The following is a 23220-nucleotide window of genomic DNA, read 5'->3' on the forward strand; positions in this document are numbered from 1 at the left end:
CTACGCGCGCCGCCCGCTCACGGCAACCACCTCGCCCCGCAGCGCCGCGGAGCGAGCTCCGCATCAGGCCGCGTCAGGCCGCGTCGCCGCTGCCGCGCTCGACGACAGGCGCGCTCGGAGATACGCGCCCAGCGCGTCCGTGCCCCGCGCGCCCTCCGGGTGGAAGTCGGCCAGCACCGGCCCGTTGTGGGGCATGTCCCGCAGCACGTCGAGCGTGACGTCGACGCCCGCCTCGCGGGCGCGCCGCGCGAGCTCCTGGCCCTCGTCGTGGAGGCGCTCGGCGTCGCCGACCTGGATGAACAGCGAGGCCAGCCCCTCCAGACGCGCGTGGAGCGGTGACAGCCGGGGATCGTCCAGCGGGGTCGCGCCCGCGAAATCGCGCGCCTGGCGCAGGAGACCCTCCCGGGTGCCGTAATCGGTCGAGTCGTTCGCGATCGCCGAGGCGCTGCTCGCGGTGAGGTCGAGCCAGGGAGAGATGAGCGCGGCGCAGCGCGCCTGCGCGCCGCGGTCGCGCAGCGCGAGCTGCGTGACGAGCGCGAGGTTGCCGCCGGCGGAGTCGCCGGCGAGCGCGATCTCCCCCGGCGCATGGCCGCGCTCGACCAGCGCGCCTACGGCGGCGAGCGCGTCCTCGAGCTGCGCGGGATAGCGGTGCTCCGGCGCGAGCCGGTAGTCGATGCCCACGACGCGGGCGCCGCTCGCCAGCGCCAGCCGCGCCATGAGGTCCGCGTGGGTCCTCGTGGAGCCGAACAGGTACGAGCCGCCGTGGAGGTAGAGGACGACGCCGCGCGACGCCGCGCCCGGCGGCTCGAACCAGACCGCGGGGACGCCCTTCAACGTGTCGTCCGTGCGCTTCACGCGCCGGACGGCCTTCTGGGAGTACGGGCGCGCGTCGAGCTCGGCCCTGACCTCCGGGTAGGGCCGGTTGAGCACGTAGGCGAAATCGCGGCGGAGAAAGCGGACCACCCACTCGAAGCCGAAGCCCCAGCTCGGGCGCGCGGGTCCCCGGCGGGCGCGTTCGGTCGTGGTCTCCACGAAGGCGAGGCCGAACATCTTCATCAGGCGAAGCATCATGGCGAGCATCGTAGCGGACGACCCCCGCGATCGCGGCGGCCTCTGCCCACGCCGGTCCGCTCGCTGCGCCGTCGCCCCTCTCGGCGAGGCGCGCCGCGACGCGCGTCAGCGCTCTTCAGCGCTCATGCCGCGCGTCAGCGCTCTTCAGCGCTCTTCAGCGCTCATGCCGCGCGTCAGTGCTTCTTCTTCCGCGGATCGCCCCGGAGGATCGGGTACGCCATCAGCAGACTGAACCAGACCACCAGGAACTTCGGGTCGGTCAGCGTCTCGAACGGGATCTCGAAGCGCTCGTTCGCGCTCGTGGCGGCCTCCGCCTTGCGCTGCTGCGCCTGCGCCACCGCGGGGCTCACGACCTCGATCCGCCTCTCGCCGCTCATCGCGCCCGTGCCGCCGGTCGTGGGCATCTTCGGCAGCAGGGTCCCCTCGGCGATAGCCCTCTCCTCGGGCGTCCGCTCCACCTTGAGATCCGGGTCGATGAGCACCGCCGCCGGCTCGAGCCCCTCGGGGTGCTCGCCGCCGGGCCGCTCCGCGGTCGCGACCCGCGCGTCCTCTTTCTCCGGTCGATCCACCGGGACGAAGCGCGGCGTGACCTCGCCCGGCTTGCGATCGCGGAGCTCGACGGTCACCTGCGTCGGGATGTACAGGCGCCGTACCTCCTCGAGCGGGACCACGGTGTCCTTGGCGGAGGCAGGCGGCCCGCCCGCGAGCTCGGGCACCTTCGCGCGCGCCGCGTCGATCGCCGCCTGCTCCGCGGCCATCGCGGCCTTGCAGCTCGGAATGGACGGATCGAAGTCGAGGCCGACGGCGCTGGCGCCCCCCTTCCTCCGCTCCTGGGGCGGCGTGCACTCCTCGTAGATGCGCTCCGCGACCTCGTCATCCTCCCGGTGCAGGAGCGCGAGCGGGAGCTCCTTGCGATCGTCGATGCCGTTCGCGACCTCCGGCCGGGCCACGAAGCGGTACCGTACGCGGAGCGCGAGGGTGCGGTGCCCCGCGGCGTCGACGACGGTCACGGCCTCCTTGGCGAAGGTATCCGTGGTCGCTCCCTGGACCTCGCGCCGGCTCACCATCACCCGGGACTTCCGCAGCCCCGTGAACACCGTGCGCGTCTGCGCCCGCACGCGCTCGAGGATCTTGAAATCGCTCGTCCCGGTCGGGACATAGACATAGCCGTCGAACTGGAGCACTGCGGGCGGTCGCTTCAGGAGGTCCTGCTCGGCCGTCTTGCCCCGATCGCCGCACCCCGCGAGCGCCAGCACCCCGGCCAGCGCGCCGATTGCCGGGAGAACACGGAGTACTGCACGGAGAAGTGCTACCACAACAGATCTCCCGGACCGCGAGGGTGTAACGCCGGTGAATCTAGCTCCGGCGACCTGATGAAGAAACCCTTACCCACCGGAAAAACCGGGCAGGGATGCGGGGATCGCGCACAGCGACCTGAACGTGACGACCCGGCGCGCAGATCCCGACCTCGACGCAGCGTCGGCCCGCGGCCTGGTGAGCCCCTCACCCGGCCGGCGGGGCCCCGAGCCGGCCGCGGAGCGCGCTCGGAGCGAGGCGACACACCGCGGCGCGTTTTGGGGGCGCTCCGCGGCGCCCGCGGCGCGCCGGGGGATTGCCCTTTCGAAAATCGGATCCATTTGGTCGCCGACATGAACACGGAAAGCCCGAACCCCGAAACCAGCGGTTCCACGCCCTCTGCCGAGCCTTCGGGTGCGGCTCCGGGCCCGGAGACGCCCGCGTCGACCCCGTCCGAGGAGGCCAAGGCCGCCGGCGCGGTCGAGCTTCCCTTCCAGGCCGAGGTGCAGCAGGTCCTCGCGCTGGTCATCAACTCGCTCTACGCAAACCAGGAGGTCTTCCTCCGCGAGCTCATCTCGAACGCGTCGGACGCGCTCGACAAGGCCCGCTTCCTGGCCCTCACGCGCGAAGGGGTCGCAGAACAAGCCGGCGAGCCCGCGATCCTCATCACGCTCGACGACGCCGCCCGGACCCTCACCATCGAGGACAACGGCATCGGCATGACCCGGGACGAGGTGGTGCAGAACCTCGGCACCATCGCTCGCTCGGGGTCGCTGGAGTTCCTGAAGGCCAACGCCGAGGCCGCCAAGCAGAAGAAAGACGGCGGCAAGCTCCAGCTCATCGGCCAGTTCGGCGTCGGCTTCTACGCCGCGTTCATGGTCGCCTCGCGCGTCGACGTGCAGACCCGCTCGATGCTGCCGGGCGCGGAGCCCGTCCTGTGGCGCTCGTCCGGCGCGGGCTCGTTCACCGTGGCCTCCGGCGATCGCGAGCACCCCGGCACGAAGATCGTCCTCCACCTCAAGGAGGACGCGCGCGAGTACACGAAGGTGTGGCGGATCAAGGAGATCATCCGCAAGTACTCGGATTTCGTTCATTTCCCCATCAAGGTGAACGACGAGGTCGCGAACCGCTCGGCCGCGCTCTGGACGCTGCCCAAGTCGCAGATCACCGAGGAGCAGCACGCGGAGTTCTTCCGGCACGTGACCGGCGGCTACGAGGGGGAGAAGCCGCTGCTCACCGTGCACCTGTCGATCGACGCGCCCGTGCAGTTCCACGCCCTGCTCTACGTGCCCGAGAAGGCGCCGGCGGACATGTTCCACAAGGACCGCCGGGGCGTGCGCCTCTACGCGAAGCGGGTCCTCATCGTCGAGGACTGCGACAAGCTGACGCCGATGTACCTGCGCTTCCTGCGCGGCGTCGTCGACTCCGAGGACCTCTCGCTCAACGTCTCGCGCGAGATGCTCCAGGAGAACCGCACGCTCTCCCAGATCGAGCAGCAGATCGTCAAGCAGGTGCTCAAGTCGCTCAAGGACCTCTCCGAGTCGGATCCCGAGCGCTATGCGGCTTTCTGGAAGGAGTTCGGCCGGGTCATCAAGGAGGGGGCCACGAGCGACTGGAAGAACAAGGACGCGATCGCCGAGCTGTGCCGGTTCGAGTCGATGAACACGGAGGCCGGCAAGCTCATCTCGCTCCGCGATTACGTGGCGAAGATGCCGGAGGCGCAGAAGGAGATCTATTACGTGACGGGGCTCGGCCGCCACGCGGTCGAGCAGAGCCCGCACCTCGAGGCGTTCCGGAAGCGCGGCTACGACGTGCTGTTCCTCGTGGATCCGGTCGACGAGTGGTTCGTGAAGGCGCTGAACGAGTTCGACAAGCGCCGCCTCAAGAGCGTGATGCACGGCGACGTCGATCTCGGCGCCGAGCCGGAGAAGAAGGACGAGCCGGAGGAGTCGGTGGACGCGGCCGTGGCGGCGGTCAAGGCGGCGCTGGGCGACCGGGTGAAGGACGTGCGCGTCTCGCGGCGCCTGACGGACAGCGCGAGCTGCCTCGTCGCCGCCGAGGGGGATCCAGGGGCGAACCTCGAGCGGATCATGAAGCTCATCGACCAGAACGCCGAGGAGTCCAAGCGGATCCTGGAGCTCAACCCGGGTCACCCGGTGGTGAAGAACCTCAACATCCTGGCGGGGCGCGAGCCCGGCTCGGAGCGGGTGAAGCAGTGGTCCGAGCTCCTCCTCGACCAGGCCCTCCTCGTCGAGGGCGTGGTGCAGGAGCCGGCGAAGCTCGTCCGGCGCATCCAGGATCTGCTCGCGCAGGTCAGCTCTGCCGCGGTCAGCCAGCCCTGACGAGCCGCGGTTTCTTGGCCGGGGTCGAGCGTGGGTGATACGCGCGGGACGAGGTCGCCAGATGTCCCGATTCGCATCACCGGCGCTCGGCCGCCGGGCCTTCCTTCGTGCGCTCGGCGTGGCGGGCGGCGCCTTGGCCGCGCCGGGGCTCTTTGCGCCGGCGCTCGCCAGGGCGGCCTCCAGGGTGAGGGCCGTCGAGGCGTCGGACATCGGCGTGACGCTCAAGATCGAGCTGTCGAACGCGCCGTTTCCCTGCGACGGGGCTCCTTACCAGGACGCCACGGCGATGGTCTTCGTGCCGGCGCATTACCGCGCGCCGGAGAGCGATGAGCTCGACCTCGTGATCCACTTCCACGGCCACGTCACGACCGCGGAGCGGGCCATCGCGGCGCACAAGCTCCGCGAGCAGCTCCACGAGAGCAAGCAGAACGCGGTGCTCGTGGTGCCGCAGTGCGCGGTGAACGCGGCGGAGTCGCCCCCGGGCAAGCTGGGGCAGAAGGGCGGCCTCCGGCGGCTGTGCGGCGAGCTCGCGTCGGTGCTCGCGGCCCCCTCGGCGCGGCGGGCGCTCGGCGATTGCGCCATCCCGCGGCAGGCGAGGCTCGGGACGCTCTGCCTGTCGGCGCACTCGGGCGGATACCGCGTCGCGGCCGCGTGCCTGCGCCACGGCGGCTGCGAGGTGAACGAGGTGTACCTGTTCGACGCGCTGTACGGCGAGGTCGACGCGTTCCGCGACTGGGTGCTCGAGCGGAAGGGCCGATCGGGGCGGGACAGGCACAAGCTCATCAGCCACTTCGTCGCGGGCGACGTGCGGCGGCTCAACCTCGAGCTCGCGCGCGCGCTCGAGGCCCAGGGCGTCGCCTGCCTTCACGAGCGGCGCCCGGGCGAGCTCACGCGCAAGCAGCTCCTGGACGGCCGCGCCATCTTCATCCAGGTCCCGCTCGCGCACAGCGCGGTGACCTTCGAGCAGAACGCGTTCCGCGACTGCCTGTTCGCGTCAGGCCTCCGCCGGCAGCTCCGATCCAGCTGGTTCGAGAAGAAGGACGAGCCGCGCCGGATCGACGTGCGGCGCGGGTCCTGACGTCGTCCCCCCCGCGCGGCGCCGTGCGGGGGGAGCGCCGGCCGGCCGTGGCGGCGCGCGTCAGTGCCGGAGCGAGACGTCGGCCAGCGCGAGGCGCGCGTCGTTGATGTACGCGCTGTCCGGGAAGCGGCGGATGAACGACCGCAAGGTCGTCTTCGCGTCGTTCCAGGCCTGGATGTCGAGGAGGCACTCGGCGAGGAGGAAGGTCGCGTCATCCATGACCTCCCGATCGGGCGACGCCTCGGAGAGCGTCATGAGCAGCGGAATCGCGTCGCGCTGCCGGTTCAGCCTGCGGTAGGCGCGCGCCAGGTTGAGGCGGGCCGACGGGGTGTGCGACGCCGTCTCCTTCTGCCGGATGGCGTCCTCGAAGGCGACCGCGGCCTCGTGCCAGCGGCCCGTCCGCATGTGATCGAGGCCCGTCTGGTACGATTTGATCGAGAGCTCCGAGCGCGCCTTGTCGACCGAGTCCGAGAAGAACGCGAGCTCGGCCCGGGTGAGCGGCGCCTTGCGCAGCGCCTCGAAGCCCTCGATCACCTCCTGTCGCCGCTCGGCACGGATGAGCTCGTAGAACGCCGCGGCGTCGCTCTCGGCCTTGGCGCGCGCGTCGCTCCGCTGCTGCATCTCCTTGAGATCGGCCTCGTGCTTCGCGATGCGGTCGCGCGCGCCCTTGGTCTCGGCCTGGACGGCGTCCACGCGTGCGTCCCAGGCGAGCTTGACCACGCCGATCACCACGATCACGAAGAGCAGGTTCGCGCTCGCGCTGTTCCAGAAGGCGCGCCGCTCGTACGCCATCTGGCGCTTGGAGATGCTCTTCAGATCCGCTGCGAGGGCGTTCGTGAGGTTGTTCGTCTTGATGATGAGCCCACGGGATTCCACGATCTCACGCTTGATCTCCCTGAGCTCGTCGTCGAAGTCGTGCATTTTCAGGTCCTGAAACCGTGCCCTGTGCAGGAGGTCGTGCTCGTGCTAAGGGGGCCGCGAACGCGGACCCCCGACCCGTGGAAGGGGCCGCGGACGCGGACCCCCGAGCCGCGCCAGGGGGCCGCGGACGCGGATCCCCGGCCTCGCCGACAGGCCGCCCTTACGCTACCAGGAAGCTCTCCCCATGGACACAAGCGACATCCGAAAAGGCCTCAAGTTTATGGTCGACGGCCAGCCCTACTCGGTCATCGACTTCCAGTTCGTCAAGCCGGGAAAGGGGCAGGCGTTCACCCGCGTCAAGATCCGGAACATGGCGACGGGCGCGGTGCTCGAGCGCACGTACAAATCGGGCGAGAAGCTGGAGCCGGCGGATGTGGAGGAGCGCAGCCTCCAGTACATCTATCCGGAAGGCACCGACTTCGTGTTCATGGACCCGGCGACCGGCGAGCAGCTCACGGTCCCCGGCGACAAGATCGGCGATGACTCCAAGTGGCTGAGCGACGGGATGTCGATCGACGTGACCCTGTTCAACGGATTGCCGATCGGCGTCAGCATGCCCCCGCACGTGGTGCTCCAGATCGTGAGCAGCGAGCCGGGCGTCAAGGGCGACACGGCGAGCGGCGCCACCAAGCCCGCCACGGTGTCGACCGGCGCGACCGTCAACGTCCCGCTCTTCGTGAAGGAGGGCGAGTGGATCAAGATCGACACGACCGACGGCAAGTACCTGGAGCGCGTCAACAAGTGAGCCCCGGCTGACCTCCGGGGTCCGAGGGACGACGGAGGTCACTTCGCCTCGAAGATCACCGCGGCCGCGCCGGCGACGCACGCGACGCGGGCTCCGCCATTGGCCGGCGCGCACGCCGTCGCCTGCGCGAGGTCGCCGCCCGTCCAGAGGCGCGGGGCGCCGCCCGCGGTCGCCACGAGGAGCCCGCCGGCGGCCGGGACCGCCAGCGTGGCGCCGTCCGGCGACCGCGCCGCGCCCTGAGGCGCGGGCGTGGTGAGCGGGAACGACAGGGCGGACGAGGCCGGCGCGGCGGCCCGCAGGTCGATCGAGATCAGCGCGGCGCCGAGGGCGATGTCGAAGCCGCGCTCGGACGCGGCCAGCGGGACGAAGGGCAGGCGCTCGGTCCCGGCGCAGCGCTCGGGCGCAGCCGCGCCGGGCCGGGCGCGAGGCCCCTGGCCGCGGAGCAGCGGGAGCGGGACCTCCATCTCGCCGACGGCATCGGGCGAGCTGCGGAACAGCCCGAGCAAGGTGGGCGCGTCGCAGCGCCGCTCGACGGCGACGAGCTCCGCGGGCCCGGCGTGGACGGCGGCGGGCCAGGGAGGGATGTCCGTCGCGGACTCGGTCGACGTGGCGGCGTCGACGCGGACGACGCCCTGCGCGGTGCGGACCAGCAGGGCGCCGCTCGCCTCGAACGCGAGCGGGCCGAAGGTGCCGGTCCTTGTCGGCTGCGGGGCAGCGGCGGTGCGGTACACGGCGGCGGCGGTCGCCGGCGGCGCGAGCTTCGCGAGGAGCTTGCCGTCGTCCTTGGTGCGCGCCTCGGCGCCGCCGCGGTCGAGCGCCGCGATGGCCGCGATCGGCGCGCCCCGCGTGGACGCCGCGACCGCCTCGGCGTGGTCGATGGCGGCCGCGAGCCCCGGCTCGCCGCAGCGCACAGGGCCGGCGCCCGTCCAGACGAGGGCCTCGCCGGCGCGCGCGGCGTCGCGGCCGGCGGTCGCTCCGGCGCCGCTTCCGGCGTCGGCGCAGAGGGCGGCGTGGAGCCGGCGCAGCCGCTGGGCGGAGGCGGCCACGGCCGGCGCGGTCGACTTGGCGCGCGCGTCCCGGAGCAGGGAGGCAGCGAGGGCGCGCAGCGCCTCGCCGGGCTGGGCCGCGTCGCGCGAGAGGCCGGCGGGGCGATCCAGGAAGACGAGCGGGGCGCGGACCTCGGACGCGGCGCCCGCCGGGGCAGGGAAGGGGCGCAGGGCGCCGGAGAGGCCAACCGAGACGATGAGGTCGTCGCGGCCGTCCGCGTCGCGGTCGGCGACCTCGAGGGAGGCGGAGAGCGCTTCCTCCGCGGGCGGCGCGCGGAGGCGGAGCTCCAGGGCGAGCTCCGGCGGCGCGCCCGCGCCCGCGGTGGGGCCGGGGAGGCGGATCACGGCGATCCAGCGCGTGGCGCCCGTACCCGTGGCGCTGCGGTGAGCGCCGCCGCACTGCGGGGCGAAATCGAAGGCGAGCGCGGAGGGGCCGATCTGGCTGAGGCCGACGCGCGGGGTGCACCCCTGCGCGTCGAGATCGCCGGGGAGCGCGGCGAGCGTGCGCAGCGCCTGCGGCCGCGCGGCGGGCGCGAGCAGGAGCTCGCCGCGCAGGCCGTCGGGCGACCGGGTCCAGGCGACGAGATCGCGCGCGCCGTCCCCGTCGACGTCGAGGAGGAGCCCGGTCTCGAACGTGCGCCCGGTCGGCGCCGCGGCCACGGCGCCGCCCTCGAGGGGCCATTGCTTGCCGCCTTCCGGCGCCGGGACGCTCGGGACCACCGCGAACCGAGGCGCGGCGGCGTCCGGAGCGCCGGCGTCGGCCTCGGGGCCGGCGCTCGCCGCGCCAGGGCCGACGCCGCTCAGCGGGGGCGGCGAGCCGGAGGGCGTCGCCGAGCCGAGCGTGTAAGGCGTGTAGGGCCTGGAGCTCGGGCAGCCATCGCAGCCGGCGGCGGCGAGGAGCGGGAGCAGGGCGCGGAGGAGCTTCGAGCAGGATCGATCGGGCATCGCGGGCGGACCCGCCGGTGCACCGGTGTGCGGCGGGCGGCGCAGGCGTAGCACGGGCGGCGGGCGGGCGTCGTGGAGCCGGCGCGCCACATCCAACCGCCCGCGCGCCGGATGGCGCGGGCGCGCCTTTCGGAGTAGCTTGATCGAGGGTCGATGAGCGGGCCGAAGCCTCCCAGGGCCGTCGAAGGCGAAGACTATTACCTCGAGGGAGGCCGGGTAGTTTTTACAGAGGCGTATCACCTGAAACGGGGATACTGCTGTAACTCCAAGTGCCGCCACTGCCCTTACCGGGAGAAGGCGCCGGCAGACGCGATCTCCGTCGTGCTCCCTCGGCTGAAGCTCCCCTGACGCCGGCGCAGCGGTCGAGCATCCGCGGCGGCTCGCGGCGAGGGCGCCATGCAACGTGCCGCTGTGACGGTATCGCAGAAGCTGCTGCGCACGCGCGCGTGCCGACGTTTCGCGGGGACCTGTGGGCGGCAATCCGTCTGCGGTTGATGACGCGCGGAGAGCCCCGGCGCACCATGAATGTCGGTTGATCCGGATTGCGTGGAGCGTCTAGGATTTCGCGCCCACATTCGCGCAGGAGCTCCTATGCGTCGCAGTCTTCGCCCTCTGCTCTGCTGCCTCTTGCTCTCCGTGCCGATCGGCTGCGACGCCACGTCGACGAACAGACCGCCGTCCGGCGACAAACCGGCGGAGCTGCCGGCCGCGGACACCGATGGCGATGGGATCAGCGACGCGCTTGAAGGGCGCGCCGATGCGGTCGACACGGATCGCGACGGCCAGCCCGATTTCGAGGACACCGACTCCGACAACGATGGGTTGTCCGACAAGCTCGAGGGCGCTCCTTTCCCAGGGGAGGCGAAGCCGCGTGACAGCGACGGCGACGGGGTGCCTGATTATCGGGACGAGGACTCCGACAACAACGGTCTGCCCGACGAGGAGGACGGCGACGGCGACCGTGACGGCGATGGAACCGCCGATTATGCGGATCCCGACGATGACGGCGACGGCCTCTTGGATGTGGTCGAGCTCGGCTCGGACCCGCTCGATCCGGTGAACACCGACGGCGACAGGTGGCCTGATTTCCGCGACAGGGACTCCGACGACGACGGTATCCTGGATCGGTTCGAGCGCGAGTTCGACGTCGACGGCGACAGGATACCGGCGTTCCGGGATCTCGACTCGGACGGGGACTGCCGGCCCGATTCGGTCGAGCGAGGCGACGGCGCGCCCGAGCAGCCGCCCGTCGACAGCGACATGGACGGCGGGGGCGATTTCCTCGATCTGGACAGCGACAACGACGGCCTGCTCGATGAGCTCGAGGACGTCGACTGCGACGGCGTGCTCGACCCGGGCGAGTCCAGCACCGCGCGCGAGGACACGGACGATGACGGCGTGAGCGACCTCATCGAGCAGGCCGCAGGCACGAACCCGAACGACGATCTGGACAACCCGCGGGCGAACGGGGACTTCGTGTTCATCGTGCCTTATCAGGGCGACCCGGATCCGGCGCAGGACACGCTGGATTTCTCGACCAACATCTCGCAGGCCGACGTGGTGTTCGCGATGGACACCACCGCGACCATGGGCGGCCAGATCAACAATCTGAAGGGCGCGCTCCAGGAGATGATCGATCAGCTCGCCGAGGAGATCCCGAACATCGGCATCGGGGTGACGCAGTACAAGGACTTCCCGATCAACTCCTACGGGGGCCCCAACGATCAGCCGTTCTACCTGGAGCACCGGGTGATGAGCGTCCGCACGCCGGCAGGGCGCGAGTCCGTGCAGGACGCGGTGGACGACCTCAAGGCCGAGGCCGGCGGCGATATCCCGGAGAGCGGCTGGGAGGCTCTCTATCAGATCGCGACCGGGGCGGGCACGAACGAGGGCGGCGCCCACGTGCCCATGTTCAATCCGCTGAACGCTCCGCCGGGCATGATCCCGGCGGGCGAGGCGGTCGGGACCATCGGTGGCGTGGGCTTCCGCTTCGGCTCGCTGCCCATCGTGGTGATGATCACCGACACCCCGAGCCACAACGGGACGTTCGTACAGAACAACTACTCCACGGCCAAGGTGGTGTCGCCGACCCATTCGCAGGCGCTGCAGGCGGTGACCCGCGTGGGAGGTCGCGTCATCGGCATGGTGGCCGCCAGCTCGGCTCAGGCGCAAGCCGATGCGGAAGCCGACCTGACGGCCGGCGCGGTGGCGACGGGCTCGGTGGTCCCGCCGGCGGCGTGGGGACCGGAGGGCGTGCGCCCGCCGCGGTGCGCGGTGGGACAGTGCTGCATCGGCGAGAACGGGAGCGGCGTGACGATGGCGAACGGCAAGTGCCCGCTCGTGTTCCGGGTCGCCAGCAGCGGCGCCGGGCTGAACCTGGCCGTCGTGCAGGCGATCAAGGTGCTCACGACCTATGTCACGCTCGACATCTCGGCGGCGGCGGTGGCGGACGAGACCGACGCGGTCGACGCCGCGAGCGCGTTCATCGACAGGATCATCGCGAACAACGACGCTCCCGAGCCCTGCACCGCCGGCCTCAGGGTCATCGACAAGAACGTCGATGGCGTCGCGGACACCTATACCAACGTGTTCCCCGGGCCCACGGTCTGCTTCGACGTGATTCCGAAGACCAACGTCTCGGTGCCTCCGACGACCGAGCCGCAGGTGTTCACGGCGAACATCGTCGTCACCGGGGACGGCGTGACAACGCTCAGCACCCGCAAGGTCTTCTTCCTCGTCCCGCCGGAGATCCCGGTGCCCCCCATCGATTGATGAGCGACCGGCGCTCCTCGCCGTTCCGGCCCCTCCTCGCCGTTCCGGCGCCCGGAGAGCGGCCCGGGATCCCTCTCCCCCGCTACCTGGCGGGCGATCGCAAGGAAGACGGCTCGTCCGCGGCCACCAGCGCCGTCCCGGACCCGATGTAGAACGCGTTGCCTCGCCAGGCGACCCGCCGGTTCGAATACGCGTTCAGCCAGCAGAAGAACCAGCACAGCGTCCGGAGCGGCTCCACCGCCACCAGCGCCAGGTTGGAGCGCGTCGGGCGCAGCATCTTCAAGGCCAGGAAGGTCCCCAGGCTCTGCAGCGTCCAGGCGAACAGCCACATCTCCAGCGCGAGGCCCGTGGGGTTGAGCAGCAACGTGAGCCACGCGATGAGCAGCGGCGAGTTGAACGGCTCCACCGCGAAGCAGCGCGGAACGAGCGTGCGCCGCATCTTCGCCCAGCGGGTGTGCCGATCCAGCATGCGCGTGAGAGAGCCGCTCGTGTTGCGGTTCTCGATCGGATCCAGGCAGAGATCGACAACGAACCCGCACGCGCTGAAGCGCTGTCCGAGCATGTCGTCCTCCGCCAGCACGTGGGCCACGCTCTCGAACCCTCCCACCCGCGCGAGATCGACCCGCCGCATCGCCATCGATTTGCCCACGCTGATCGACCGCCCCGCGAGCTCGGCGGCGGCGACGACCCCGGGCGCGATGAACGCCCCGAGCTGCGCGTTCTCGACCACCGCGCCGAGCGTCCGCTCCCCCGTGCCCACGACGACGCTCGAGACGAGCCCCACGCCCGGCCGCATCAAGACCGACAGCAGCGATCGGAGGTAGTCTGGACGGACACACACGTTCGCGTCCGAGATGACGAGCACGCTGCCCTCGGCTCTGCGCTCGAGCTCGAGGAGCTGCGCCACCTTCGGGTTCAACGCCTCGTTCGGATCCGTCAGGCAGAGCCGCGCCTTCACCTCGGGGTGCGCCGCGATGAAGGCCTGGATCACCGGCACCGCCCGGTCTTCTCGCGAGGCGACGCCGAAGACGATCTCGTAACAGGGGTAATCGAGGCGGGCGAAGGATTCGAGGTTGTCGGCGAGCCCGTCGTCGACGCCCGCGACGGGCTTGAGGATGCTGACGAACGGGGTCGCCCCGGGCGGCCGCCACGCGTCGACCGGCGCCACGAGCCGGTGCCGCGCGATCCTCCAGAGGAAGGAGGTTTGGATCGTCGCGTAGATGATGGATGACAGCGCCGTCGGCGCGACCGTCGCCAGATCTCCCCAATCCATGGATGGCCATGCTGATCGAAACGCGTGGCGTCTCGATGGCCGGACCGCAAACCCAGCGCTGACTTTTCGCGACCGAGGCGTGACAGGCCCTCACGGCCACGACACACGGTGATGGCCGGTACGAACTCGGGTTGCGCAGGATCCGTCGCCGACGCACGCGCGCCGGGGCGACGCGGGCGCATCGGCGCGACCGGGCAGCGTCAGCCGATGCGGCCGATCAGCTCGCGCGTGATGTTCTTCTGATGCGACTCGAGCGTGCCGCCGCCGATCTCGAGCAGCTTGGCGTCACGGAAGAAGCGCTCCACCTTGTACTCGGTGCAGTAGCCCCAGCCGCCGAGCACCTGCATGGCGTTGTCGGCCACCTCCTTGCCCACCGGCGCGGCGAAGAGCTTTGCCGCGTCCGTCCCGAGCCGGTTCCTCCGCTCGGGGCTGACGTTGCGCGCCACCGCGTAGATGAGGGCGCGCGCCGCCTCGGTCTTGGCGTAGCTCTCCGCGATGTAGCGCTGGATCTGCCCGTGCTCGGCGATGGGCTTGCCGAAGCTCTTCCGCTCTCCGGCGTACTGGATCATGATCTCCAGACAGCGGTCCGCGATACCCAGGCTCATGGCCGCGAGCGTGAGGCGCTCCAGCTCCAGGTTCCTCATCATGTTGCGGATGCCGCCCCCCTCCTGGCCCAGGACGTTCCAGGCGGGCACGACGCAGTCGTCGAAGAGGAGCTCGCTCATCGTGCTCCCCCGCATTCCCATCTTCGGGGTCTTCTCGTCGGTCGAGAACCCGGGGAACCCCCGCTCCACAACGAAGGTCGTGACCCGGCCCTCGATGGTCGCATAGACCAGGAAGATCTGGGCCTCCGGGGCGTTCGTGATGAGCGCTTTGCGCCCCTTCAGGATGTACCGATCCCCGTCGCGCCGGGCGAACGTCTTCATGCCGAGGACGTCTGTCCCGCTCGTCGGCTCGGTCATGCCCATCGCGCCGATCCACTCGCCGGAGAGCACCTTCGGCAGGTACCGCGCGCGCTGCTCGTCATTGCCGGCGTGGAAGAGGTTGTTCACGAACAACATCGCGTGGGCGAGATACGCGAGCGTGAACCCCGGATCGCTCTTCGCGAGCTCGTGGTGCACGATCACCGCGGCGACCGCGTCCATGCCCGCGCCCCCGTACTCCGAGGGCACGGTCACGCCGAGCAGGCCGAGCTCGCCGAGCCGCCGCATCAGGGGAACGTTCAGGGTGGCGCTCCGGTCGTGCTCGTCGGCCTGCGGCTCGACGACATCACGGGCGAAATCCCGCACCATCTGCCGCAGCATTCGGTGCTCTTCCGTCGGGTTTTCCAGATCGCTTTCCATTGCGGGAGATGACGCGCTCATCGCGGCCCAACGTAGCACGCGGGGCCGCGCGTCAGCGATGGGGTGGCACGCCATTCGCCTCGTTACTGGACGGACCCTCATCGAAAGGGGCACGAATGAGAAGCTGGACCGATGTGGTGCTCTGGAGCGTGGTGCTTGTCTCGCTGCTGACCTGGCTGCTCGCCGTGTTCGGTGTGCTGGCCGTGCACCCGTGGACCCCCGCGCTCCTCGTGATCTCCGCCGCCTTCGCCGTGACCGGGATGCTACGGCAGATGCCCGGGCGGCCGCGGCTCTGAGCCGGCGGGAGCGGCCGGGGCGTCCGGCGGCGCGTCCGTCGCCGTCGCTGTCGCCGGGGGCGAGGGCCCGTCCTGGCAGCACCGGACGCCGGTCGAGTAATCGAGGTAGCCCCTCGGGTGGGCCGTGACGAGGGCCTCGCAGCCTGCGCGCGTCGAGCGCGAGTAGAAGCCGCCGGCGAACGCTCCGCCCGGCTCGCTCACCCACTCATCGAGGTTGCCCACGAGGTCGTAGACCGCGTCGCTGCCCCAGCGGCTCCTGCACCGCGGGCTCCCGCCCGTCTCCCGGAGCAGCGGCTCCCGGGCGCTGCGCACGCGGTTCAGCCGGGGATCCAGGTGGCCAATCGACGCGTTGCCGTGCAGCAGCGCGGCGGGGTGCGCCGGCCGGTAGACATTGCACGCGCCCTCCTCGAACGTGTCGCCGTACGGGTACAGCGTGTCGTCCTCGCCGCGACACGCCGTGACGAACTCCTCGACCGAGCAGAGCCGCTTGCCGGCCGCAGCGCAGGCGCTCTCGGCCACGAGGCCGGTCACATAGCCGCTCGGCCGCACCCCGGACCGCGAGCGGGCAAGGGCGGCGATCGCCCGGCCGCGCTGCCAGGGGGCGAGCAGGGGCAGGGGGAACGCGCGCGCGTGGACGTCGCCGACCCGCCGCAGGCCGGTCGACCAGTCGGCGAGGGTGAGCTCGAGCAGGTTCGGGGTCGACGGGTAGTCGGGCGAGAGCGCCTGTCCGGTGGCGCCGTCGACGAGCATCGCCTCGAAGCGATCGACGCAGAAGCGGCCGCCGTCGACGGCCACCATGTCCGCCGGGCACGCGGGCGCGCCGGGCAGCGCGGCGGCGGGCGCCTCCGCGGGCTCTCCTGCGGTCGAGCGCGCCGCCGCGCCCGCGCCCGCGGGCAGCGCGGGGCGAGCGACGCCGGCTTCGGCCTGCGCGTCGAGGCCGCTCACGGCGCTCCCGAACCACCGCAGGCTGCCGTCGGAGGCCCAGACGACGTCGCCCACCACGCAGGCGCCGGGCGCCGCGAGCTCGGGGACGGTCACGAAGGCGCCGGGCGCCGGGGCCGGGACCGCGCGCCGCGCGGGTTGCCCGTCGACGCAGAGCGCGCCGGTGTCGTCGGCCGGCCAGGGCTGCGACGCGAGCTCGGCGCCCTCGTCGTCCAGCCACACCACGTGGCGCCGGGCCGCGTCGCTGAGCAGCGCGCCCCCCTCGGGGAGCGCGACGAGCCGCACCGCGAGGTCGCCCTCGACGATCGGCAGCGAGGTCACGCGCGCCGCGCCGGGCCGGCCGAGCGCGTCGATCGAGAGCGCCACGACCGTGCGCGGATCCGCGGCGCTCACGCCGGCGAGGATGGCCCCGCCGCCGCGGCGCTCGCAGGCGTCGAACCCCGCGCGCACCGGCGAAGCGACGGCGAGGGCGGGCGGCGTGCGGCCTGCGGCGACGGGCTGGAGCGCGCCGGGCGCGGGCCCGCCCTGCGCGCCCGGCCCGGTGAGCGCGCCCGAGGCGTCGATCCCGGTGATCTGGAGCCTGTCGCCGAGCACCTCGAGGAAGAGCCCGCGCTCGCGGCCGCCGACGAGCGCCGTGCTGTCCTCGTGCGCGCGCCCCCGCAGCGCGGGCACCACGAGCGGTCCGGGCAGGAGCCGCGCCACGTCGGTCCTCGCGAGCCACCAGGACGACCCGATGCGCGCGGCCCGCCGCCTGTCGGTGGGGCGCTCCGGCTCGCCGATCGGCGTGCCCGGCGCGCTGCCGGCCGCGCCGCCGGCCGGCGTGGCGCCGAGGCGATCTGGCGTCGCCGCCGCGGTGACCTGGGCGCGCGCGTCGAGCCGGTGGAGCTGCCCCGCGGCGAAGGCGAGCCCCTCGCCGTCCGTCGCGAGCGCGCCCCACGCGATGCGCGCGCGCCGCGCCGGGAACGGGTCCGGCTCGCGGCGCGGCTGCCCGTCGGCGCGCGAGGCGGAGAAGAGCCCGCCGGAGATCGTCTGGAAGTATGCGCGATCTCCCGCCCATGCGGCGAGCCCGGGATCGTACCCCGGCTGCCCCGCGGCGCGCCGGGCGCCGCTCGCGGCGATGCGCTCGAGCGCGCCGATCTCGGCCGGCGTGACCGGGCTCGCGTCCGCCAGGCGCGCCGGATCCACGGCGCAGACCGCCCTCGGCGCGGCGCCGGCGGCCAGCCGCTGGAGCGAGGGCGCGACGCGCGTCGCCTGGCAGGCCCCGTTGCGGCCGGTGACGTCGACGACCACGGCGCCTGCGCTCGCCGTCACGAGGCGTGGATCCTGATGGCCGCGCAGCGCGCCGTACTCGAGATCGCCCTCGACGACGACGGCGCGCCGGCCCGGATCGAGCTTGCCGTCCTCGCCGAGCGAGGCGAAGGCGATCTGCGCGCTCCCGAGCCACGACGTGCTCGTTTTCTTCGAGCTCGCCGCGTAAAACAGGAGGTCGATCGCGCCTGGCCGCCCGCCTGCGTCGATCAGCCCCATGCCGTCGAGCGGCGGCCGGAAGCGGAGCCCGGTGGGGGACGACGTGGCCGCGATCCCTTCGGACGGCGAGACCCAGCGGAGCCGCACCTCGACCTCGGGCAGCGGCTCCGGCCGCTTCGGCCGGGGCGCGGGGCGCGCGGCCTTCGTGGGCCGCTCCTCGCGCCCGCGGCGCTCGCCGCGCTTCTTCCGCGTCGCCTTGCCGCTCGCGCCGGACGTCTTTGCCGGCTGCTTCGACTTCCGCACCGTCGCCTTGCGGTCGGATGTTTTGCGCGCGGGCTTCGCGGCGGCGGAGCGCTCGCGCGCGGCGCGCTGCGCCGGCGTCGTGGAGCTGCCGCGCGGCGCGGTCTCGGCGAGCTCGAGCAGCGCGACGCGCTCGCCCACGGCGGCCATGGCGTGCGCGCGGATCGGGGCGCACGTGCGCGATGCGGCCGAGGCCTCGCCGGGGAGGATGGCCGTCACGCAGAGCTCGTCGCCCTGCGAGGTGAGCAGCGTGGTGGTCCCGTCCGGGGAGGAGTGGGCGCCGGCGAGGTCCTCGTCGAGGAGCAGGTGCGGCGGTCCGAGCTCGCCGGTGGCAGCGTCGAGCCGCCTGACCCAGCCGGCGCGATCCGACGACAGCTTGGAGAGGAGCAGCACCGAGCGGCGGTCGAGCGACGGCTCGATCGTGAACGGGAGCGGCTGCACCGTCGCCGCACCGAGCGGCGTGCGGCCGGGGGGAGCCACGCTCGCCAGGGCGGTCGCGGCGGCGCCGATCGAGGGCGCGCTCTCCGAGGCCGGGGCCGGCGCCGGCCTGGCGCCGGGCGCGTGCGCCGCGGTGCCGGTCTGTGCGGGCGCGTCCCGCAGGGAGCCGCCGGAGCACGCACCTGCGCCGCAGGCGAGCGGTACGAGCAGGGCAGCGATCACGGATCGGGGGGAGAGGGGGGATCGGGGACGACGCATCCTTCGCTCGCGCTAGGGTCTCCTTGTCCGCGTGCCTGCCCGGGACGGCGGCCGAGCCTAGCGCGGGCGCCGGCCGCGCGCTCGCGGTTGGTTCGGAGCGGTGGTCCGTCCCTCGTCGTGCGAGGCAGGCCCAGGGGCCCTTGTCGGCCAGGTCGCCGCAGGGGGAGCGTCGCCCGCGTGAAGGGCTGAGGCGCGCCGGAGCGGCCCGGTGGAGGCGGCCGCGAAACCGCAGAGAGGTTTCCGCGTAGCAGCGGATGAACCCGCCCGACGGAGCGCGCAGGGAAGCGCGCCCCGCGAGCTCGCGGCGCGCCGTGCGCGCTGTCACGACCGAGGTGCGCCTCGACGATCGACGCACCGACAAGCCCGCGCCGCTGGGTTCATGCGCAATACCCCAGGAGCTTTCTCATGTTTCGGAGCACGATGAGCGCCACGGCTCTGAGCTTCGGTATCCTCGCGGCGGCGCTGCCGGGCTGCACCGGATCCGGCGAGGCGCCTGCGTCTGCGGCGCCGACGTCCGCCGCCTCTGCTTCTCCGCCCCTTTCGTCCCTCGCGCCTGCATCCCTGCCCGGAGCGGCGTGTACGCCTCTGGATACACCTTGGTAGACCCCATCTCCGAACCAGGACGGACGGCCGCAGGACTCCGTGCCTCTGACACCGTCGCGCGGTCCGCGGGCGGACAGGCCCTCTCGTGGCTCCTGTCGCGCGTCGAGGATACGTCGGGCAACGCGGTCGCTTGCGAATACACCCCCGAGAGCCATCCCCTCCGCTACCTCTCGCGCATCAGCTACAACGGGCAGGCGATCCGGTTCTATTATCAGCGCCGCGACGATCCGGCAGTGCGCCCGAGCAAGGCGGGTTCGTCGGGCGAGATGAGCGCCTCGAACGGGCTTCGTCGCGACGCCGGGGCTCGCGGCCCCGCAGGCTGGCTGTGGCGTGAAGGCGGCCCCTTGGATGCGTAAATCGACCTGTTGATATCGCGTCGCTTTATCAGGAGGTAGCGGTTCGCATCGACAATGTTCCGTCACCGGAGGTGAGCGCGTCGATTCGCCCTTGATCGAGTCGGTTTTGTTGACAACGTCAGCGGGAAATCGAGCGAGACATCAGAGAGAACGGTGGGGCTTTGCTCCCCCCTTCTCTCCACCTCCCTGTGAATCTCCCGCGAAAATAATTCGCGGGGATGTTCCAGGGGTCGCCCTTGACTGCACCGGTTTTGTTTGCAATATCGGTGGGAAATCAAACGAGGCGCCAGAGAGAAGGGTGAGACTTTACTCCCCCTCTCTCCGTCTCCCTGTGAATTCCCCCCGAAAATATCGCGGGGATGTTTCAGGGTTCGCCCTTCACGTCCTCGAATCGTTTCCTCGAGACGGCGCCCTTTGGTTTGCGCCGCCTCCCGATCCTTTTTGCTTCATCCATCACGAGGTCAAGTAGCAATGCGCCAACGTCGTACCCTCGCACATCTCTGGCTCCCGCTCTTCTGCCTGCCCGCCTGCGTCTCTTTCGATTCGCCCGACGCCGTCGAGGCGATCGCGTCGCAGCAAGCGGCCCTCTCCGGCACGGATCTGACCCCGACGTCCACGGCCGACGTCAGCGATATGTGGGGAAATCTCCCGGGTGACGAGGGCATCGACAAGGTGCACGACGGCGACATCGACACCAAGCTCTACATGCCCCGCCGCAAAGACTGGATCCAGTACCGGATGCAGGCTCCGTCGATCCTCGTTTCGTACGACATCACCTCGGCCAACGACTACCCGGACCGTGATCCGCGCGACTGGACCTTCGAGGGCTCTTACGACGGCCTGACCTGGCACGTGCTCGACACGAGAACGAACGAGTCCTTCACCTCGCGGCACCAGCCCCGGTCCTTCACTTTCTCGAACTCGAATGCGTACCTCTACTATCGCTTGAACGTCAGTGATAACTTCAGCGACGACGACGATTACAACGAGCTGCAGCTTGCCGAGCTGCGCGTCGGCGGCTCGGTGGCGGCGGGCACCATGCCCGGCACTCCAGCGCTCGGCGCGCCGAGCGTGAGCTCGAGCGCCGTCACGCTGACCTGGGCGCCCGCCGCGAACGCCACCGGCTACTACGTCCAGCGCGTGAACGATGACGGCAGCGGCACCACGGAGTTCTTCACGAGCTCCACCAGCTACACCGACACGAACCTGGCTCCCGGCACGGGCTACCTCTATCAGGTGCAGGCGGTGAACGGCGCGGTGCGCGGGTTCCCGTCCGCGGTCTCCGCGCGCGCCACGACCGCGGGAGTCGCCGCTCTCCAGGACATCACCGCGCTCTCCTCGTCCGTGCCCGTCGAGCAGCACCCTGGAAACGAAGTCACCGGCGAGGAGGTCACGAAGGTCACGGACAACAATCCGTTCTCGAAGTACTACGAGCCGAGCTCCAGCACCTGGATCCGGCTCGAGACGCCGAGCTCCGTGGTCCAAAGCTACAGCCTGACGTCCGCCAACGATTTTCCGGTCCGCGATCCGAAGGACTGGACGCTCGAAGGTTCGAACGACGGCACGAGCTGGACCGTGCTCGACACCCGAACCAACCAGTCGTTCACGAACCGCCACAGCACGCGCACGTACGCCTGCAACCCCGAGCACCTGGAGTTCAGCCACTACCGCCTGCACATCCAGGCCAACCACAACGACGTCAGCACGCAGCTCGCGGAGTGGCGGCTCTTCGGCACGAGCAGCGCCTCGCTCGCCGCGCCGGCCGCGCCGGGCAGCCTGAACGCGCAGGTCCTGTCGGGCAATCAGATCCGCCTCACCTGGACCGACAACGCCGGGCAGCTCAACCCCGAAACGTCGTACCGCGTGGAGCGAGCCACGAACTCGAGCTTCACCTCCGGTCTCGTGGTCGGGACCACGGGCGCCGGCAGCACCGAATTCCGCGCCACGGCGCTGGCGCCGAGCCAGACCTACTATTTCCGCGTGAGCGCGCTGAACGCGGCGGGCAGCTCGAGCACGGTCGGACCCGTGAACGCGACCACCACCGCGAACACACCGCCCCTGTCGTTCGTGGAGAACGGCTGGTACGGCGGCCAGAATCGCACGGTAACCCGCACCTACTCGGACGCGCACATCGCCACGTACTTCGACCAGTACGTCCCGAACCCGACCGGCGTCACCTGGGTGAACCCGATCATCAGCGAAGCCTGGGCGTACGCGAAGGACACCTACGGCAGCATGGTCGACCCGATCCTTTACGTGATCGGAAACCAGGACGACGCTCCGGGGGACGAGGGCAGCGACGCCTACGACGCCGCGGGAGTCGTGTACGCCTCGAGCGACGAGGCATCCTATCGAAACATCATTTTCACCAACACCGAGGATTGGTCGGTGCCGGACTACGGCTGGGCCCTGCAGTCGCTGATCCACGAGATGGGGCACATCGTCGAGAGCAACAACAACGGCATCGCGGGCTCGCCCGCCTTCAATGCCTGGGGTGACAGCAAGTGGGCCGACATCTTCGGTTACGACGTACACCTGCACCTGACCACGACCCCCTCGAACATGGCCTCGCAGTTCTACGAGGAAATGCTGCTCAAAACCGATGATTACGGCGTTCACTGGTTCCGCGACTGGTACTATCCGCTCTATACGGGCGAGTTCGGCAACACGGCCGCGGACCACAAGGGCAGCCGGTTCCTGGCCGGGTTCTTCGAGCTCCTCGCCGAGCATCTGCCCACGATCAACAGCAGCTACGGCGGTCGCCCGCTCAACCTCGGCGAGTACATCCACTTCTGCTCGGGCGCCGCGGGGGTGGACCTCGAGGACGAGGCCCGGCTCGCTTTCCGCTGGACTCCACAGCTCGAGCTCGAGCTCGCCAGGGCGCAGTCCGAGTTCCCCGCCGTCTCGGCGCTCTACCTCGCCAATCGCGCCCCCGGGTTCACGTTCGATCCGATCACGCGCGGCGCCACGGTCAACGTGGCGCTGTCCGGGCAGACGCTCGCGGGGACGGCTGCCGATCCGGACCTCGGCGACACGCTGACGTACTCCAAGCAGAGCGGCGCGAGCTGGCTCACGGTGGCGAGCGACGGCACGCTGAGCGGTACGCCGCCCTCCGGCGGGCTGAGCACGGCCGTCGTGCGGGTCACGGATCAGAACGGCCTCTTCGATACGGCCGAGCTCGTCTTCGACGTGACGGGCGGAACCTGCACTCCGGAGAGCGACGCGCAGCTGTGCGCGCGGCTCGGCGCCAGCTGCGGCAGCGTGAATGACGTCGACAACTGCGGCGCGCCGCGCAGCGTGAGCTCGTGCGGTAGCTGCACGGCTCCCGAGACCTGCGGCGGCGGCACTCCGAACGTGTGCGGCGGCTCTGGCGGCAGCGCTCCTTGCAGCGGCCTTTGCTCGAGCCCGGTCGTGTTCTCGACCCAGAGCTACCCGTCGGGCAACCTTGGCACTGCGGCGACCTGCCACGAGACCCTCGCGAGCCTGCAAGGGCTCAACTGCGGCAATTTCGCCGCGGGGCGGACCTTCCGCATCAACGGCGTGCTCGTGACCTGCAACGGCGCCAATGTCACCTTGCCGGCCACGCGAAACGGCGGCTACTGCATGCAGGCCAGCGCCGGGAACGAGCCCTGGGCGTACTTCGCGACGTTCTGAGCTCCTGCGCATAGGTAAAAGAAGCCGGTTCGCTGCGCGATGAAGTGTGGCGCGGCGAACCGGAGGGGCGGGAG

The 23220-nt window shown here is 71.3% G+C and carries 14 protein-coding genes; 7 read left to right on the forward strand and 7 right to left on the reverse strand.

Features of this window, described 5'->3' with window-relative positions; translation table 11 throughout:
* Positions 1 to 63 precede the first annotated feature (63 nt).
* Together WMF29_RS48275 and WMF29_RS48280 are read right to left on the reverse strand one after the other, a co-directional pair.
* Entirely contained in the window at positions 64 to 1071 is a 1008-nt protein-coding gene (locus WMF29_RS48275) for an alpha/beta hydrolase (protein WP_437326766.1), read from the reverse strand.
* A gap of 173 nt (positions 1072 to 1244) precedes the next feature.
* Positions 1245 to 2327 carry a hypothetical protein gene (locus WMF29_RS48280; protein ID WP_437326767.1) on the reverse strand — a complete coding sequence of 361 codons (1083 nt, stop codon included), beginning with the start codon at positions 2325 to 2327 and terminating at the stop codon, positions 1245 to 1247.
* Between the two features lie 393 nt (positions 2328 to 2720).
* Between WMF29_RS48280 and htpG the strand changes: the two genes are divergently transcribed.
* Positions 2721 to 4709: a molecular chaperone HtpG gene (htpG, locus tag WMF29_RS48285; RefSeq protein WP_437326768.1), complete on the forward strand. Its 1989-nt coding sequence runs from the start codon at positions 2721 to 2723 to the stop codon at positions 4707 to 4709.
* Positions 4710 to 4770: 61 nt separating this feature from the next.
* Complete coding sequence (locus WMF29_RS48290; protein ID WP_437326769.1) at positions 4771 to 5787, forward strand: hypothetical protein; 1017 nt, start codon at positions 4771 to 4773, stop codon at positions 5785 to 5787.
* Positions 5788 to 5847: 60 nt separating this feature from the next.
* On the opposite strand, the gene WMF29_RS48295 is transcribed toward WMF29_RS48290, so the two are convergent.
* Complete coding sequence (locus WMF29_RS48295) at positions 5848 to 6708, reverse strand: tetratricopeptide repeat protein (protein ID WP_272096939.1); 861 nt, start codon at positions 6706 to 6708, stop codon at positions 5848 to 5850.
* Between the two features lie 184 nt (positions 6709 to 6892).
* On the opposite strand from WMF29_RS48295, the gene efp reads away from it, so the two are divergent.
* A complete protein-coding gene (gene efp, locus WMF29_RS48300) occupies positions 6893 to 7453 on the forward strand; it encodes an elongation factor P (protein ID WP_437326770.1) in 561 nt (186 codons plus the stop codon).
* A 38-nt stretch (positions 7454 to 7491) separates the two neighbouring features.
* Here efp and WMF29_RS48305 read toward each other — a convergent pair whose 3' ends face one another.
* Complete coding sequence (locus WMF29_RS48305; protein WP_437326771.1) at positions 7492 to 9444, reverse strand: hypothetical protein; 1953 nt, start codon at positions 9442 to 9444, stop codon at positions 7492 to 7494.
* Between the two features lie 153 nt (positions 9445 to 9597).
* On the opposite strand from WMF29_RS48305, the gene WMF29_RS48310 reads away from it, so the two are divergent.
* Both WMF29_RS48310 and WMF29_RS48315 read left to right on the forward strand, forming a co-directional pair.
* Positions 9598 to 9792 carry a DUF5522 domain-containing protein gene (locus WMF29_RS48310; protein ID WP_272096942.1) on the forward strand — a complete coding sequence of 65 codons (195 nt, stop codon included), beginning with the start codon at positions 9598 to 9600 and terminating at the stop codon, positions 9790 to 9792.
* A 243-nt stretch (positions 9793 to 10035) separates the two neighbouring features.
* Positions 10036 to 12216: a VWA domain-containing protein gene (locus WMF29_RS48315; RefSeq protein WP_437326772.1), complete on the forward strand. Its 2181-nt coding sequence runs from the start codon at positions 10036 to 10038 to the stop codon at positions 12214 to 12216.
* A gap of 82 nt (positions 12217 to 12298) precedes the next feature.
* On the opposite strand, the gene WMF29_RS48320 is transcribed toward WMF29_RS48315, so the two are convergent.
* Entirely contained in the window at positions 12299 to 13489 is a 1191-nt protein-coding gene (locus tag WMF29_RS48320) for a glycosyltransferase (protein WP_437326773.1), read from the reverse strand.
* Between the two features lie 200 nt (positions 13490 to 13689).
* Complete coding sequence (locus tag WMF29_RS48325; RefSeq protein ID WP_437326774.1) at positions 13690 to 14832, reverse strand: acyl-CoA dehydrogenase family protein; 1143 nt, start codon at positions 14830 to 14832, stop codon at positions 13690 to 13692.
* A gap of 116 nt (positions 14833 to 14948) precedes the next feature.
* On the opposite strand from WMF29_RS48325, the gene WMF29_RS48330 reads away from it, so the two are divergent.
* Entirely contained in the window at positions 14949 to 15128 is a 180-nt protein-coding gene (locus tag WMF29_RS48330; RefSeq protein WP_272096946.1) for a hypothetical protein, read from the forward strand.
* Here WMF29_RS48330 and WMF29_RS48335 read toward each other — a convergent pair.
* Complete coding sequence (locus WMF29_RS48335; RefSeq protein ID WP_437326775.1) at positions 15096 to 18497, reverse strand: hypothetical protein; 3402 nt, start codon at positions 18495 to 18497, stop codon at positions 15096 to 15098. The two genes, WMF29_RS48330 and WMF29_RS48335, sit on opposite strands and share 33 nt — an antisense overlap.
* Before the next feature lie 1466 nt (positions 18498 to 19963).
* Here WMF29_RS48335 and WMF29_RS48340 point away from each other — a divergent pair.
* Positions 19964 to 23146 carry a fibronectin type III domain-containing protein gene (locus WMF29_RS48340; protein WP_437326776.1) on the forward strand — a complete coding sequence of 1061 codons (3183 nt, stop codon included), beginning with the start codon at positions 19964 to 19966 and terminating at the stop codon, positions 23144 to 23146.
* The last annotated feature ends 74 nt before the right edge of the window (positions 23147 to 23220 follow it).

It is taken from the genome of Sorangium sp. So ce381 (genome assembly GCF_051473845.1).
Lineage (GTDB): Bacteria > Myxococcota_A > Polyangia > Polyangiales > Polyangiaceae > Sorangium > Sorangium atrum.